Origin of the sequence: Agrobacterium sp. 22117 (genome assembly GCF_052045735.1) — a bacterium.
Classification (GTDB): Bacteria; Pseudomonadota; Alphaproteobacteria; order Rhizobiales; family Rhizobiaceae; genus Agrobacterium; species Agrobacterium cavarae.
In genome coordinates this window covers 30538-46839 of the sequence record NZ_JBQEPP010000007.1, presented here as the reverse complement: position 1 = coordinate 46839, position 16302 = coordinate 30538, and the positions used below count along the sequence as shown (strand labels likewise).

General features: G+C 59.9%; 12 protein-coding genes. 8 read left to right on the top strand and 4 right to left on the bottom strand.

Annotated elements, in window-relative coordinates:
• Positions 1–16: 16 nt before the first annotated feature.
• Positions 17–616: a nitroreductase family protein gene (locus ACTJKV_RS19400; protein WP_440599349.1), complete on the bottom strand. Its 600-nt coding sequence runs from the start codon at positions 614–616 to the stop codon at positions 17–19.
• Between the two features lie 132 nt (positions 617–748).
• Between ACTJKV_RS19400 and ACTJKV_RS19395 the strand changes: the two genes are divergently transcribed.
• From ACTJKV_RS19395 to ACTJKV_RS19360, 8 genes are all read left to right on the top strand, one after another.
• Complete coding sequence (locus ACTJKV_RS19395) at positions 749–1591, top strand: fumarylacetoacetate hydrolase family protein (protein ID WP_111848723.1); 843 nt, start codon at positions 749–751, stop codon at positions 1589–1591.
• Between the two features lie 165 nt (positions 1592–1756).
• Positions 1757–2992: a polyhydroxyalkanoate depolymerase gene (locus ACTJKV_RS19390; RefSeq protein WP_440599348.1), complete on the top strand. Its 1236-nt coding sequence runs from the start codon at positions 1757–1759 to the stop codon at positions 2990–2992.
• A gap of 44 nt (positions 2993–3036) precedes the next feature.
• On the top strand, positions 3037–3804 hold the full coding sequence (locus ACTJKV_RS19385; protein WP_113273208.1) for a M48 family metallopeptidase: 768 nt from the start codon (positions 3037–3039) through the stop codon (positions 3802–3804).
• Positions 3805–3906: 102 nt separating this feature from the next.
• On the top strand, positions 3907–4566 hold the full coding sequence (locus tag ACTJKV_RS19380) for a phosphoribosylanthranilate isomerase (protein ID WP_113178235.1): 660 nt from the start codon (positions 3907–3909) through the stop codon (positions 4564–4566).
• 11 nt (positions 4567–4577) lie between these two features.
• On the top strand, positions 4578–5798 hold the full coding sequence (trpB, locus tag ACTJKV_RS19375; protein WP_130978436.1) for a tryptophan synthase subunit beta: 1221 nt from the start codon (positions 4578–4580) through the stop codon (positions 5796–5798).
• A 1-nt stretch (position 5799) separates the two neighbouring features.
• Complete coding sequence (gene trpA / locus ACTJKV_RS19370) at positions 5800–6627, top strand: tryptophan synthase subunit alpha (RefSeq protein ID WP_274103566.1); 828 nt, start codon at positions 5800–5802, stop codon at positions 6625–6627.
• Positions 6628–6792: 165 nt separating this feature from the next.
• Positions 6793–7686, top strand: a complete 894-nt coding sequence (gene accD, locus ACTJKV_RS19365; RefSeq protein WP_274103568.1) for an acetyl-CoA carboxylase, carboxyltransferase subunit beta — start codon at positions 6793–6795, stop codon at positions 7684–7686.
• A 37-nt stretch (positions 7687–7723) separates the two neighbouring features.
• Positions 7724–9067 (top strand): bifunctional folylpolyglutamate synthase/dihydrofolate synthase, encoded by a 1344-nt coding sequence (locus ACTJKV_RS19360; RefSeq protein WP_274103626.1) that lies wholly within the window; start codon positions 7724–7726, stop codon positions 9065–9067.
• An 82-nt stretch (positions 9068–9149) separates the two neighbouring features.
• Here ACTJKV_RS19360 and trxA read toward each other — a convergent pair whose 3' ends face one another.
• The 3 genes from trxA to addB all read right to left on the bottom strand — a co-directional run bounded on the left by trxA (position 9150) and on the right by addB (position 16293).
• Complete coding sequence (trxA, locus tag ACTJKV_RS19355) at positions 9150–9470, bottom strand: thioredoxin (RefSeq protein ID WP_062424674.1); 321 nt, start codon at positions 9468–9470, stop codon at positions 9150–9152.
• Positions 9471–9545: 75 nt separating this feature from the next.
• Positions 9546–13124 (bottom strand): double-strand break repair helicase AddA, encoded by a 3579-nt coding sequence (gene addA, locus ACTJKV_RS19350; RefSeq protein ID WP_274103571.1) that lies wholly within the window; start codon positions 13122–13124, stop codon positions 9546–9548.
• A complete protein-coding gene (gene addB, locus ACTJKV_RS19345; protein WP_274103628.1) occupies positions 13114–16293 on the bottom strand; it encodes a double-strand break repair protein AddB in 3180 nt (1059 codons plus the stop codon). Before addB ends, addA begins: the two co-directional genes overlap by 11 nt.
• Positions 16294–16302 lie beyond the last annotated feature (9 nt).

The following is a 16302-nucleotide window of genomic DNA, read 5'->3' as shown; positions in this document are numbered from 1 at the left end:
ATGTGTTGACAGGGCGTCAGTCCGCCTTGCCCGTGAACTTGCCTTCGAACGCGATCTCCGACAACGGAAGCCTCTTGCTCGGGACTTCGCGTTCTGCGAGGTCATCGGGAAGCGTGCTCTTATGGGCAATCTTGCCGATCGCGACCACGGCTTCCACGACATAGCCTTCCGGGACATCCAGTTGCTCGACGATCTTGTCCTTGAAGATGCCGGCCATACCGTGGGCATGGTAGCCGAGCTTATGTGCCTGCATGGCCAGAGCAAACCAAGCGGCGCCTGCGTCGAACGAATGTGTCGTCGCTGGTTTCTTTTCACCGTCGCGGAGATTGTAGGTGCGCGACAGGATGACGATCAGGGCAGACGCATTCTTGGCCCAGCGCTGATTTCCCTCCATCAGCAGGCCGATAAATCCGTCCCACTCTTGAGTTCCATTCAGCCCATAGACGAAGCGCCAGGGCTGCTGGTTGGAAGCCGATGGTGCCCAACGCGCGGCATCCAGGATCGTCAGCACGTCACCCTTCGGCATTGGGTTTCCGTCATAGGCGCGCGGCGACCAGCGATCCAGAAAAAGAGGATCGACGGGATGATCTGTGTCACGAGAATTGCTGGTCGTCATGATCTGTCCTTATCAACAGAGGAGAAAGGCTGACATGATCGTATTTTTTAGGCCTCTTCATGGTCAAGGGGTGACAAGGATAAATAGTTCGTTCATATATGCATCATCTTGTCTGACAACTGGGAGAGATCCATGAAACTGATGCGCGTCGGTCAACCCGGCCACGAAAAGCCCGCCATTCTCGACGCGGAAGGTAAAATCCGCGATCTCTCTGCACATGTGAAGGACATTGGCGGCGACGCGATTTCGCCGGAAGGCCTGAAGAAGATCGCGGCGCTGGATCTTTCCACGCTTCCGGTTCTGACCGAAGACCGTATTGGCGCTTGCGTTGCCGGAACCGGCAAGTTCATCTGCATCGGCCTGAACTTCTCGGACCATGCCGCAGAGACGGGCGCAGCCGTACCGTCCGAGCCTGTCATCTTCATGAAGGCAACGTCAGCCATCGTCGGACCGAACGACAATGTCGTTATTCCACGAGGCTCTGAAAAGACCGACTGGGAAGTTGAACTCGGCGTCGTTATCGGCAAGACGGCAAAATATGTTTCGGAAGCCGACGCGCTGGACTATGTCGCGGGCTACTGCGTCTCGCATGACGTGTCCGAGCGTGCCTTCCAGACGGAGCGCCAGGGCCAATGGACCAAGGGCAAATCCTGCGACACCTTCGGTCCGATCGGCCCATGGCTCGTCACGAAGGATGAGATTGCCGATCCGCAGAACCTCGGCATGTGGCTGAAGGTCAATGGTGAGACCATGCAGAACGGCTCCAGCAAGACCATGGTCTATGGTGTTGCCAATGTCGTGTCCTATCTCAGCCAGTTCATGTCTCTGCATCCAGGCGATGTCATCTCCACCGGCACGCCTCCGGGTGTCGGTCTCGGCATGAAGCCACAGCGCTTCCTGAAAGCCGGCGATGTGGTCGAGCTTGGCATTGAAGGTCTGGGCTCTCAGAAGCAGACCTTCGTCGCTGACATTTAAATCCGAATACGTTTATCCCTGTCCTCATGGGTGAGGGCAGGGATAAACCCCAAAGCTGAGCCACAAACCTCGGCCACGATCGCTATCCGCACGTTATTTTGTGCAACTGCGAAAAGATGCTAGACTGTCACAAAAGACGACGATGACGACGGGAGGCGTTTATTCGTGTTCTACCATCTTTACGAAATGAACCATGCGGCCATGGCACCCCTGCGGGCCGGTGCCGACCTGATGCGCCAGGCGTGCAACAATCCTCTCAATCCCTTGTCCAACACGGCATTCGGCCGCAGCCTCGATGCAGGTTTCGAGGTCTTCGAGCGTTTGACGCGTCGCTACGGCAAGCCTGAGTTTGGCATCTCAAGCACAGACATCGATGGCAAGGCTGTCGATGTCGTGGAAGAGGTTGTCTGGACGAAACCGTTCTGCCGCCTGATCCACTTCAACCGATCGCTTCCGGAAGAACGACCAGCCGATCCGAAGATCGTGCTGGTGGCACCCATGTCCGGTCATTATGCCACGCTTCTGCGCGGTACGGTGGGCGCGCTTCTGCCTCACGCGGATATCTATATCACCGACTGGATCGATGCCCGCACCGTTCCGCTGACCGAAGGCCGCTTCGATCTAGATGACTACATCTCCTACGTCGTCGAAATGCTGCATCATCTGGGGGAGGGGACCCATGTGGTCGCCGTCTGCCAGCCATCGGTTCCGGTTCTGGCGGCCGTGGCGTTGATGGAGGCGGATCAAGACCGCTTCGCGCCTGCTTCCATGACGCTGATGGGTGGACCAATAGATACGCGTATCAACCCAACGGGCGTCAACGAGTTGGCAAAAGCCAAGCCGATCGACTGGCTCCGCGACAGTGTCGTCATGCCGGTTCCGTGGCCGCAGCCCGGCTTCGGGCGTTCCGTCTATCCGGGCTTCCTGCAACTCTCTGGCTTCATGTCCATGAACCTCGACCGGCACATGAGTGCGCATAAGGATTTCTATCTCAACCTTGTGAAGAACGACGGCGATTCTGCTGAAAAGCATCGGGAGTTCTACGACGAATATCTCGCCGTCATGGACCTCACCGCCGAATTCTACCTCCAGACGGTCGAGACCGTCTTCATCGAGCATGCTCTTCCGAAGGGCACGATGATGCACAGGGGCAGGGCGGTCGATCCGGCTGCCATCCGCAATGTCGCGCTCTTCACCGTGGAAGGGGAGAATGACGACATTTCCGGTATCGGCCAAACCAAGGCGGCGCATGACCTTTGCCTGAACCTGCCACAGGAAAAACGGCGCCATTACATGCAGCCGGATGTCGGTCACTATGGCGTCTTCAACGGCTCACGCTTCCGCAACGAGATCGTTCCGCAAATGGTGGCGTTCTTCCAGGAGCATCAACGCCAGCAATAAAGGAGCGGATGGCTTTTGAAGGCGGAAAGCGCTATGACGGCGTCATGTTTTCGCTGCTTCGAAAGTCCCCGAAATCGACCTCGTCCCGCAAACCGACGCTGACCCAGCGCACGGTAGAGGTCGGCGGTCGGCATGTACCGATCACCATCAAGGAGAACCAGCGGGCGACACGCATCACGCTGCGCATCGAACCGGGTGGCAAAGCGTTGAAGCTGACGATCCCCTATGGCCTCCACCATGCGCAGGTCGATATGTTTCTCGATCGTCATCAGGGATGGCTTGAAACCAAGTTTGCCAAGTTTTCTGCGCCGACGGGAATGAGCGACGGTGCGTCCATCTCCATCCGTGGCACGCTCCATACGATCCGGCACACAGGCTCGATGCGCGGCGTAACCCAGATCGCCCGGGATGAGGACGGTCAGCCTGTGCTGAAGGTCAGCGGATTACCTGAACACACAGGCCGTCGCGTCGCGACCTTTCTGAAAAAGGAAGCCCGCGCCGATCTTGAGCGACTGGTGGCAATCCATTCCAAGACAGTCGGAAGGCCAGTGCGCTCGATCTCGATGAAGGATACGCGTAGCCGCTGGGGCTCCTGTTCACATGAGGGCAACTTAAGTTTCTCCTGGCGCATTGTCATGGCGCCGGAAAGCGTGATCGATTATCTTGCGGCGCACGAAGTGGCACATCTGAAAGAAATGAACCACGGGCCGAAATTCTGGGCGCTCTGCAAGAAGCTCTGCCCGGAGATGGACAAGGCCAAGGCCTGGCTGAAGCAGAATGGCTCTCAACTGCATGCCATCGACTTCGAGTAAGCCGGGATTGCAGGTTTGGATTCACGTGAAACATGTTTTAGCCGACCCTCTTTGCCCGCATTTTGGCTCGACTCACACGCCATTTCATGTCACGTCCCAGTCATGAAAAGCGCCAGGACTCCGGACATCAAGATTTGCGGGCTGAAAACGCCGGAAGCCGTCGAACGTGCGGTTCGGCGCGGGGCAACGCATATCGGTTTCATCTTCTTCGAGAAGAGCCCGCGCAACATCGAACCGGATATTGCCGGCAAGCTGGCAGACGCGGTTCGCGGCAGCGTCAAGATCGTTGCCGTCACCGTCAATGCCGATAATGACGAGCTGGACGAGATCATCGATCTGCTGAAACCCGATATCCTCCAGCTCCATGGCAGCGAGAGCCCGGAGCGCGTGCTGAGCGTCAAGGCACTCTATGGCCTGCCGGTGATGAAGGCTTTTTCTATTCGTGACGCTGATGATCTCGCCAAGATCGATCCCTATATCGGGATCGCGGACAGTTTTCTTTTCGATGCCAAGGCACCGGCGGGATCTGAACTGCCTGGAGGCAATGGCGTCTCCTTTGACTGGAGCGTTCTGCATTCTCTTGACGAAGGCGTAAATTACATGCTTTCCGGGGGGCTGAACGCCGATAACGTCGCTGAGGCTCTGGCAAAAACCGGGGCAGGTGGACTGGATGTATCCTCGGGTGTGGAAAGCGCGCCGGGTGTAAAGGATTTGGCCAGGATCGACGCATTCTTCGATGCGGTTCGATCGGCAAGGCTTTAGGGAGTTTGAAAGTGAACGAAACGCTGAAACCCAACTCGTTTCGCGCCGGTCCCGATGAGGACGGACGCTTCGGTATCTACGGAGGCCGCTTCGTTGCCGAGACGCTGATGCCTTTGATCCTCGACCTGCAGGCCGAGTGGGAAAAGGCCAAGGACGATCCGGAGTTCAAGGCGGAGCTCGAACACCTCAACACTCACTATACCGGCCGTCCAAGCCCGATCTATTTCGCCGAGCGCCTGACGGCTGAACTCGGCGGCGCGAAGATCTATTTTAAGCGTGATGAGTTGAACCACACCGGTTCGCACAAGATCAACAACTGCCTTGGCCAGATCCTTCTCGCCAAGCGCATGGGCAAGACCCGCATCATTGCCGAAACCGGTGCCGGTCAGCACGGTGTTGCATCCGCGACGGTTGCCGCACGCTTTGGCATTCCTTGCGTGGTCTACATGGGCGCGACCGATGTGGAGCGTCAGGCCCCCAACGTGTTCCGCATGAAGCTCCTTGGTGCCGAAGTAAAGCCGGTGACAGCTGGCCACGGCACGCTGAAGGACGCGATGAACGAGGCACTGCGTGACTGGGTCACCAATGTGGACGACACCTACTACATGATCGGCACTGCGGCTGGCCCCCACCCCTATCCGGAAATGGTGCGCGAGTTCCAGTCGGTTATCGGCAAGGAAGCGCGCGAGCAATTGCTGGCACTCGAAGGCCGTTTGCCGGATATGCTGGTCGCAGCCGTAGGCGGTGGCTCCAACGCCATCGGCCTGTTCCATCCGTTCCTGGATGATGCCAGCGTCAAGATCGTTGGCGTCGAGGCGGGCGGCAAGGGTCTTGATGGCGAAGAGCACTGCGCCTCGCTGACAGCCGGTTCGCCGGGCGTCCTGCATGGCAACCGCACCTACCTCCTTCAAGATAGTGACGGCCAGATCAAGGAAGGTCATTCCATCTCCGCCGGTCTCGATTATCCGGGAATTGGCCCTGAGCACTCCTGGCTGAAGGATGCCGGTCGCGTCGAATATGTGCCGATCATGGACAACGAAGCGCTCGACGCCTTCCAGATGCTGACGCGCACCGAAGGCATCATTCCGGCGCTTGAGCCGAGCCATGCGCTGGCCGAAGTCATCAAGCGCGCGCCGAAGATGAGCAAGGACGAGATCATCCTGATGAATCTCTGCGGTCGCGGCGACAAGGATATTTTCACGGTCGGTAAAATTCTGGGAATGGGACTCTGATATGACTGCACGTATGGACAAGCGCTTTGCCGATCTGCGTGCGCAAAATCGTCCGGCCCTCGTAACCTATTTCATGGGCGGCGATCCTGATTTCGAAACCTCGCTCGGCATCATGAAGGCATTGCCGGACGCCGGTGCCGATGTCATCGAGCTTGGCATGCCGTTCTCCGATCCGATGGCCGACGGCCCGGCAATCCAGATGGCAGGACAGCGGGCGCTGAAAGGTGGTCAGACGCTGGCGACCACGCTCGATCTCGCACGCGAATTCCGCAAGCAGGATGATGAAACGCCGATCGTGTTGATGGGTTACTACAATCCGATCTACATTTACGGCGTCGACAAGTTCCTGGACGACGCGCTCTCAGCCGGCATCGACGGACTGATCGTGGTCGATCTGCCGCCGGAAATGGATGACGAATTGTGCATCCCGGCTGTTCAGAAGGACATCAACTTCATCCGTCTGGCGACGCCCACAACCGATGAAAAGCGTCTCCCGACCGTTCTGCGAAACACGTCCGGCTTCGTCTATTACGTCTCGATGAACGGGATCACCGGTTCGGCTTTGCCCGATCCGTCGACGATTTCCGGTGCAGTCGAGCGGATCAAGGCGCATACCGATTTGCCCGTCTGCGTTGGCTTCGGCGTCAAGACGGCCGATCACGCAAACGCAATCGGTGCGGTTGCCGATGGTGTCGTGGTCGGTTCGGCCATCGTCAACCAGATCGCTCTCAGCCTCACCAAGGATGGCAAGGCGACGAATGACACTGTGCCGGCGGTGACAACGCTGGTAAAGGGCCTCTCGACAGGCGTGCGTGCGTCGCGCGCATGACATCGAGGCGATCTCAGGTCGTGACCGACTTGAAATCGCCATGCTGATTTTGAATGTAAAGGAAGACGAGCGGAATTTGGTTGAAACCGCAGCGATGCGTCGCCATTCCGCTCAACTGCTGCCGAAGGATCGTCGGTTCAGCGCGGACAGTCAGGAGTAAAGAACGTGAACTGGATTACCAATTACGTACGCCCGCGGATCAATTCCATGCTGGGCCGCCGGGATACCCCGGAAAATCTCTGGATCAAGTGCCCGGAAACCGGCGAAATGGTCTTCCACAAGGATCTCGAAGAAAACAAGTGGGTCATTCCCGCGTCCGGCTTCCATATGAAAATGCCCGCAAAGGCACGCCTTGCCGACCTGTTCGACGACGGTGCCTATGAGGCTCTGCCGCAGCCGAAAGTGGCGCAGGATCCGCTGAAGTTCCGCGATTCCAAAAAGTACTCCGATCGTCTGCGCGACAGCCGCGCCAAGACCGAACAGGAAGACACGATCCTGGCCGGCGTCGGCAAGCTTCAGGGCCTGAAGATCGTCGCCGTCGTGCATGAGTTCCAGTTCATGGGCGGCTCGCTTGGCATTGCCGCCGGCGAGGCGATCGTCAAGGCTTTCGAGCGCGCCATTTCCGAGCGCTGCCCGCTCGTCATGTTCCCGGCCTCTGGCGGCGCGCGCATGCAGGAAGGCATCCTGTCGCTGATGCAGCTTCCGCGCACCACGGTTGCCGTCAACATGCTGAAAGAAGCAGGCATGCCCTATATCGTGGTTCTCACCAACCCGACGACGGGCGGTGTCACGGCATCCTACGCCATGCTGGGTGATGTCCATATTGCCGAGCCCGGCGCTGAAATCTGCTTCGCCGGCAAGCGCGTCATCGAACAGACGATCCGCGAAAAGCTTCCCGAGGGATTCCAGACATCGGAATATCTCCTGGATCACGGCATGGTGGACATGGTTATCGATCGCCACGCTATCCCGGATAAACTTGCCAACCTCCTGAAGATCATGACGAAGGCACCGGCCAGCACCTCCAAGGATATTCTGCCTATCGCTGCCACGGCCTGACGCATTCAAACACGCTCCGGAGGGGTGGATGACGGATATGACGAAGCCTGACATGAGCGAGGCGGAACGCATCATCGAAAGATTGATGCAGCTTCATCCCAAGGGCTTCGATCTGTCGCTGGACAGGATCACCCGCCTCCTCGAAAAGCTTGGCAATCCGCATAAGCGCCTGCCGCCCGTCATCCATGTGGCAGGCACCAATGGCAAGGGCTCTGTCACGGCCTTCAGCCGTGCGCTTCTGGAAGCCGCAGGCCTGGCCGTTCACGTCCACACCTCGCCCCATCTGGTAAACTGGAATGAGCGCTACCGTATCGGCGTTGCCGGCGCTCCCGGTCGACTCGTGGACGATGCCATGCTTGCCGATGCCTTGGCCCGAGTGGAGGCCGCCAATGACGGCCAGTATATCACCGTTTTCGAAATCCTGACCGCCGTCACCTTCGTGCTCTTTGCCGAACAGCCTGCCGATGTGGTCGTTCTGGAAGTGGGTCTTGGCGGTCGCTTCGACGCGACCAATGTCATCTCCAATCCGGCCGTCTCGGTCATCATGCCGATCTCGCTCGACCATCAGGCATATCTCGGCGATCGTGTCGAACTGATCGCGGCGGAAAAGGCAGGCATCATGAAGACCGGTTCGCCGGTCGTGATTGGCTACCAGGAATACGACGCAGCACTCGATGTGCTGATCGCCACCGCTGAGCGTCTGAAATGCCCGACTGCCATCTATGGTCAGGATTTCTCCGCCCATGAAGAACATGGCCGCATGGTCTATCAGGACGAGTTCAGCCTGGTCGATGCGCCACTGCCGCGCCTTCCTGGCCGCCATCAGCTGGGCAATGCGGCGGCTGCCATTCGCGCCGTCAAGGCTGCCGGTTTCAGCGTCACCGATCGCATGATCGAAAAGGCCATGACCTCGGTCGAGTGGCCGGGCCGCCTCCAACGCGTCACCCGGGGTCGCATCTTCGATCTCGCGCCAATGGGCAGCGAAATCTGGATCGATGGCGGTCATAATCCAGGTGCTGGCGAGGTTATTGCTGAAGCCATGGCCGGTTTCGAGGAGAAGAGCGCTCGGCCGCTGGTGCTGATTGCGGGCATGATCAACACCAAGGATCAGGTCGGCTACTTCAAGGCCTTCGCCGGTATCGCCGAATATGTCTTCACCGTACCGATCCACGGGTCGGATGCAGCGATCGACCCTGTTGTTCTGGCCCATGCTGTCTTCGACGCTGGCCTGACGGCAGCGCCGACAGCCTCGATCGAAGAGGCTTTGGAGGAATTGGCAAAGCGCCTCGACCCGGCGAAGCCCGCACCACGCATCCTGATCGGCGGATCGCTCTATCTCGCCGGGAATGCGCTGGCGCTGAATGGCACACCGCCACAATAATCGCGAAGGCATCACGCAACCGACGACCAAGAAAAAAGCCCGGCAGAACCGGGCTTTCTTTTAATCTTGCATTCGCAAACGATCAGGCGGCGCTGGAAATCCACGCGGAGAGTGCGGTCTTGGGAGCAGCACCGACCTTGATATCGGCCACTTCGCCGCCCTTGAACATGGCGAGCGTCGGGATGGAGCGAACGCCGAACTGAGCGGCAAGCTCAGGGTTTTCGTCGATGTTCAGCTTTGCGACCTTCACCTTGCCAGAAAGTTCCGTAGCGATCTCTTCGAGGCTCGGGGCAATCATCTTGCACGGGCCGCACCACTCGGCCCAGAAGTCTACGACGACTGGCTCAGCGGATTCGAGAACTTCAGACTGGAAGTTGGAGGTATCGACTTTCACGGTAGCCATAATTGGCTCTCCTTTCAGTGAATCTGTTCGGCATTCATGTGATGCGGGGGATGGGCATTTTCAATGTCCGGTATCTCACTTTGTCGAGATTGCGGCAAGGGCTTGTAACAGCGCTTCGTCCGTGAGCGTCACGAAGGACGCGTTCTCCGTATAGACGAGCGCGCAGGTGAAAGCCTTGTCCGGGTAGAGCGGCTTCAGAATCTCGCGATAGATCGCAAGCTGTGCGATATGGGCGAAGGGAATGGTGTTCTCATTGGCCGGAGGTATCCGGTTCGTCTTGTAATCCACCAGAATGACGCGTTCCCCGTTCACCGCCAAGCGGTCGATCCGGCCGGCAACGGCAAAATCCTGCCTGCCCACGCACAACGTTCCCATGATCGAAACCTCCGCCCGGCTATTGGCGGAGAAAGCGGGCTGGATGGCCGGTTCGGAAAGAACGGCGAGCGTGGTGCTGATCAATCTCTCGCGTTCCAATTCCGACCAGTAGCGCGCAGCACGCTCCGCATAGCGACGAGCGGCATCTTCCCGCTGATCCTCGGGATAGTCCGGCAGCGTCTGCAGCATCCGGTGCACAAGACGTCCGCGTTGCAGTGCAAGGCCGGAAGCTATCTCCGGTTTGGTAAAGAGCGGGGAGGACACGACCAGGTCATCTGCACCATCATCGATGATCGTTCCCGCGCCGGACGGGCTGAGCGGCCGGGGAAGGGCAGGTACCGGTGGCAGTGGTTGCATCAGCGAGGCGGGAAATGCTTCTGGCGCAGCACTCGACGAGGTCTCGCTCTGGGGTATCGCTTTTGGCTCATGAGCATTCATCCGCCACAACAGACCGTCCCAGGCTTCGCCGCCTGCTTGGAACTGATGAGTAACGCATCGCGCTTCATCCGCGACCAGCGCCCGCTTGATCATCTGGTGCCAGCAATCCGGATTTTCCTTCGGCCCGCGGTAGCCACACACGATCAGATGGTCGGCAGCCCGCGTCATGGCCACATAGAGGAGACGGCGATATTCCTGCTCTGCGGCGTCCTTCAAGCGGCCATCGTCCTGGTCGATCAATGCGTTATCGAAGTTCTTTCCCGGTAGCCACACGGGGAATGCGGCATCCTTGGTTTCGACAAAGCGCAACCGCGGCACATGGCTTGGAATGAAGGCCTTGGAGCCGCCATCGACGAGAAACACCACGGGTGCCTCAAGACCCTTGGAGGCGTGAACCGTCATGATACGGACTTCGCCGCGCTCCTTGTCCTGCTCGCGCTTGATCTCCGGGGCGTCCGTTTCCAGCACGGAGATGAAGGATTGCAGGCCGGGAAGGCCGGTCTTTTCGTGATCGAGCGCGAAGGACAAAAACTCATCCAGAACGTCGCTCGCTTCGTTGCCAAGGCGTGCAAGAAAGCGCTTGCGACCTTGATAGATGGTCATCACCGCCGCGTAGAAATCGTGAATCGTCGCGCTACGGGAGAGCGCAATCAGGGACGAGAGGGTTTCAAGCGTCTCGGCAAAGCGGCTTCCATCTTCTTGCGCGCGCTGCTGGAGATAGTCCCAGACGCTTGTCTTCTCCGGACGCTTGGCTGCAAGGTCGAAAATATCGTCTTCATCATGATTGAAGAGCGGGCTTTTGAGCAATGCCGAAAGCGACAGATCGTCCTGCGGCAAAAGCACGAAGCGGCCAAGTGCCAGCAGATCCTGAATGGCGATGTGGTCGGTCAGCCGCAAGCGGTCGGCACCGGCAACGGGAATGTTCTTTCGCTGCTTCAACTCGCGCGTCAGCGCGTTGACGAAGGCGTGGCGCTTGCGCACCAATACCAGAATATCGCCAGCCTCGATAAAACGTTCGACGCCTTTCTCGATCACCGTTTCCGTGCCGATCATCGCTGCGATGCGCGCCGCGATCCGGCGTGCGACGATGGCGGGCGGGGCGCTTTCACGCAACGCATCGAAGGGTGCCGTCCAGTCTTCTTCATCGTCGACCGGCTCAGCGGCGATCATGTCCCATACCTCTACCGTCCCAGCTTGACTAAGGCGGTTGGAGCGATGCTCGACGGGTTCGTTGTCGGCGCTGAGGCCTGCGGCATTCTCGGGCAAAGAGAAGACCTGATCCACTGCAGCCAGCACATCCGCCGTGGAACGGAAGGAAAGCGGCAGACGAACGGGATGAAAGATCTGCTGGACGGCAGTCACCCGCCGCGCCGTTTCCTCACGCTCCTGCGAAAACCGCTCCGGCCTTGCTCCCTGAAAGGAATAGATCGACTGCTTCTCGTCACCCACGGCAAACAGCGTGCGTTGACCAGCGCGCGCGGTCTCGCCATGGAAGAAATCTGCTGCCAGCGACTGGATGATCGACCACTGCACCGGGCTGGTATCCTGCGCCTCATCGACGAGAATATGGTCGATACCCTGGTCCAGCTTGTAATGCACCCAGGCGCCCGCCGTATCGCGGTTGAGAAGCGTGGCCGCGCGCTCGATCAGGTCCTCGAAATCGAGCTGGCTGCGCTGCTTCTTCAAATCCTCGAAGTCGCCGATCAGCCGGTCTGCCAGGGTCAAGGCATGTCTGGTCGCCTCCAGCATGCGCAGCGTCCGATACCGGTCGCGGCAGGCAACCACGTGGGTGCGCGCCAGCGTCAGATCGTCTAGGAGACTGGGTGCTGCCGTCTGCATCGCCTTGTTGATGACGTAGGCATCGGACTTCCGCTCGCCCTTCTGGGTCAGCAACGCGCTTTCGAGAAAGGCGATTCGCTTGTACGGATCGCTTTCTCGCGCCGCTTCCCGCAACGCGTAGGACACTTCGTGCGTCCGTGCGCCCCCGACCTCATCGGACAGCGTCAGATAGGTGTCGAGCGACAGGCCGGAGAGACCCGGGAGTGGCCAATAGGCGGCCGCTGCCGTCTCAAGTGTTTCATTGGCGCTGATGCGAGCGTGGCGTCGAAGCGCCGCGTCGATTCCACCGGTGCGGGAGGCGTCTTCGAGAAAGCCGCGCAGAGGATTGCGGTTGGCAACGATGGCGCTCAGCAGCGCTTCCAGCCCGGTCTCGTCCGCGAGATCGAGCACATAGGCGAGCGCCTGAGCCAGCGGCGTGTCCTGCTCGAGCGAAACGGCGGTCAGCAGGCTGCGGCGTGCTTCCGCCAGGAGACTGCTGGCGGCACGATCATCGAGAACCGAGAAGTGGCCGGCGACATTTGCTTCCAGCGGAAACTGGTGCAGCAGTGCTTCGCAGAAGGCATGGATCGTCTGGATTTTCAGCCCGCCCGGCGTTTCCAGCGCCTTGGCGAACAGACGGCGTGCCTCCTTCAGCTTGATCGCGTCCGGGACACGCCCTTCAATTGTCGCGATACGGTCTTTCAAGGCGGTGTCGGAGAGAGTGGCCCAATCCGCGAGGCGATCGAAGACGCGGCTCGACATTTCTGAGGCCGCCGCCTTTGTATAGGTCAGGCACAGAATGGCCGAGGGACGGCAACCGGCCAGCAGCAGACGGATCACCCGCTGCGTCAAGACATGCGTCTTGCCCGAACCCGCATTGGCCGACACCCATGCCGAGCTAGTCGGATCGGAGGCGCGGGTCTGCTGGCGTGTTGTCCAGTCGATCCAGGCGCCTGGCTCGTCGCGCTCCGGGCCGTGATCTTGAGCCTGCTCGGCGGCGTATTCGAAAAGATCATTCGCCATCGCCATCTCCCGGTTCTGCGGTGGACCATTCGGAAACGCGCGCCAGATGATCGTACTCGCCGCCATAGGATTGCTGTTCTTCCGGGATCAGCCGCGACACGAAGCCGTTCTTGCCCTCGCGCAGCGCCTTGATGAATTTCGTCAATTGGTCGATGGAATCGTTCGCAAGTTCTACAGCGCTCTTAGGCACGGTCTTGGCCGTGGCCTTTGCGTTCTCGTTGTTGACGATATCGCTCCCAGTGAACCTTTCTCCTGGTCGCAGGCGCACATAGATCAGATCCTCCGGTGTTGGCGTCCCGGCGTCTCGGAACGCGCCACGCATCAGGGCGGCCGCTTCCAGCGCCAGTTGCGGATCGAGCAGGGAGCGGGCCTGTTTCACAGTCGGGGAGAGCCCCGTCTTGTAATCGACGATATCCGCCTTGCCATTGGTCTTGATGTCGATCCTGTCGGCCACGCCCGTCAGCCGGATACCCGCCTCTGGAATCTCCTGTCCGGCGCGGGCCTCCACATAAGAGCGGCGCACCACGGGACGGCGATCTTTCTCCCAGGCGAGAAACTCGCGCGCCACCGCAACGAAGCGCGGTCGCCAGACGATATCGATATGTGCTGGCAGATTTTCTTCGTCAAAACATGCGTTCAATACACGCATCATCGCGTCTTCGGACGCCGGCGTGCCGGGAACGTGCTCCTCACGGGAGTAGAGTTCGATGATGCGGTGATAGAGCGTCCCTCGGTCGGCAGCGCCTGGATCGCGGTTGAACTCGTCCAGCGGATCGAGCTTCAGAATGCGCCGCGCATAGATGGCATAGGGATCACGGCGCAGCCGTCCGACTTCGCTGAAGGAATAGCTCTTCGGCTGGAGATCGGCAGGCGGGGTTGGGGCAGGGCGTCGTGCTGGATCCTGCGTCTCGCTGTCATCCAGCATCATTGCCCAATGGCGGTAGGATTCGCCACGTCGCTTCAGCTCCTCGGCAAAATCTTCCCCGCCCAGTGCCAGCAGTCTTTGCAGCCAGCGCGAAGCCACGGCAGGCGTCGAACCCTGGCGCAGTGCGCGGCTGTAGATGATGTGACGCGTGCCGTTCGCCATCTCGAAATCATGCGCCAACTGCCCGATGCGGCGTTCCGGCGGCTCAAGCCCGATCGATGTCTTCATGCTGCGCGACAGGAAGGGGTTGTTGGCCGTTTGTCCCGGCCACACCCCTTCGTTCAAACCACCGATAATGACGGTATCGACGCTCTGCAGACGTGCTTCCAAAGCGCCGAAAATGAAGACGCGTGGGTGGCGCATGGCCCGTGGCTTGATCGATTCGCCCGCGATGAAGGCCGCGACGATATCGATCCATTGTGGACCATCCGCCTCTAGCGCGCTGCCGCATTCCATCAGTTCGGCAAAAAGACTGGACAGCTTTTCTCCCGCCTCGCCGGACCAAAGGCTCGCCAGATCGCCCGCATCATCCAGACACATCGCTTCGATAACGCGGCCGGAACGCTCCGCCCACTCCGCCAGCGTCAGGCGGGAGGTGAGGCGACCGCGGAGTGGATCGCGGTGAACGAAAGCCTGCTCCAGCGGTTCGATCGCCGCTGTAATCCGTCTCGCCAGATCTTCGGCCGCGAGCGGTGCATCATCGGAAAGCGCCGTGCGCCAATGTGGCGGATGGCGGTCGCCCGCATGAAGTGTCATCTGATGCGCCAGAAGCGCATCGAGGTTGCCAAGTGTCGTTTCCTCGCGCCCGCCGCGCAACGCCAGAAGCTCAAGCGCTGCAACAGCCTTCTTCATCTGTAGTTCGCTCAAGCCAAAGCGGCAAAGCGGATGCTTCAACAAGGAGATCACCGCGACCGGATCACCTGGGCGCAGGATCGCTTCCATAGCCAGCTGTAAAAGACCTGCCTGCGGCGTCGCAGACAGCGGCGTACCTGCGGAATCGTCCGCCTCGATGCCGAAGCGGGCAAGCTCGGTTGCCACCCTTCGGCCAAGTCCGCGATCCGGCGTGATGAGGGCTGCCTGCGATGGGCCATTCTGACCGGGCTTTTCAAGCGCCAGCCTGAGCGCGATGGCAATTGCGGTTGCCTCCTCGCGCTCATTGGCCGCCTCTATCATCGAGGCGGCGGAAAAGGCGCTTTCGAAGAAGGCCGGCGACTTGTCCGCGCGCCACTCGTTCCATTCCGCGGTCGCCCGAACAGGCGCAAGTGCGGTGGAAAAAACGGCGGCCCGGTCCTGCAGATCGCGATCAAGGTCACCGATCCGCTCTACATCGTGACGCAAGACGCCGAGCTTCTGCAACAGGGTGAACAGCCCGTATTGCGAATGGGTGCGGCTTGCCGCGTCATCCGGTGCCTCATTGATCGCCTGCCACTGATCTTCCGGCATATCGAGGTCAAGACCGGGAAGCACGACGGTGCCGTGCGGCAAAGAGGCGACAGCAGCAATCAGATCGGCGGCAGCCGGAATGGAGCCGGTGGAGCCTGCAACGATGATCGGATCCGTGCTCGCGATCTTCGTCAGCCGGTCCGCCTCTGCGCGAAGGATAGCGTTGCGGTGGCGGCCGGCGGAAGACCGGTTGAGTTCGGCAAGGCGGGCGGGCCAATAAATACTGGCGATCTCCAGAAACTTCGCGGTCAGCTGCCACCACTGCGCATGATCGGCCGTATCCAGCTCGGAGAGCGCCTCCCAATCCTTGTCTTCCGTATCCATCGCATCGATGACTTCGGAGAGGGCACGTGCAAGCCAGATCGCATCCGCCGGGCTGGCAGGTGCGACAAGGGGTGAATCGGAATGGATGGCGCGGATTGCGTCCGGCAAGCTGTTTCGCCAGGCAAGGATCAGCCGCGCGAGTTCCACCAGCCGCGCCGTGCTGGAAATCGGTGGTGCAAGATCGATGGTGGCCGGCGTCTCTATATCGAAATAGCCGCTATCGTCATCCGTTTCGCCAAGGGGGCGGATAACCGGGAGAATGGCGGACCGCCCACCCAGAAGGTCGACAAATTCGGAACGCAGCACGCGGGCCGAACGGCGCGTCGGCACGTAGATCGTCACGCGCGCAAGCGATAGCGGATCGGCAGGGTCGTACGAGAAGCCGCTCGCGAGCGTCCCGGCACAGAGGCTTTGCGCCAGTGTCTTTAGAAAGGGTGTTCCCGGCGCAATGGTCAGGATGCGTTTGGCATGCGCCAATGGTTCGAC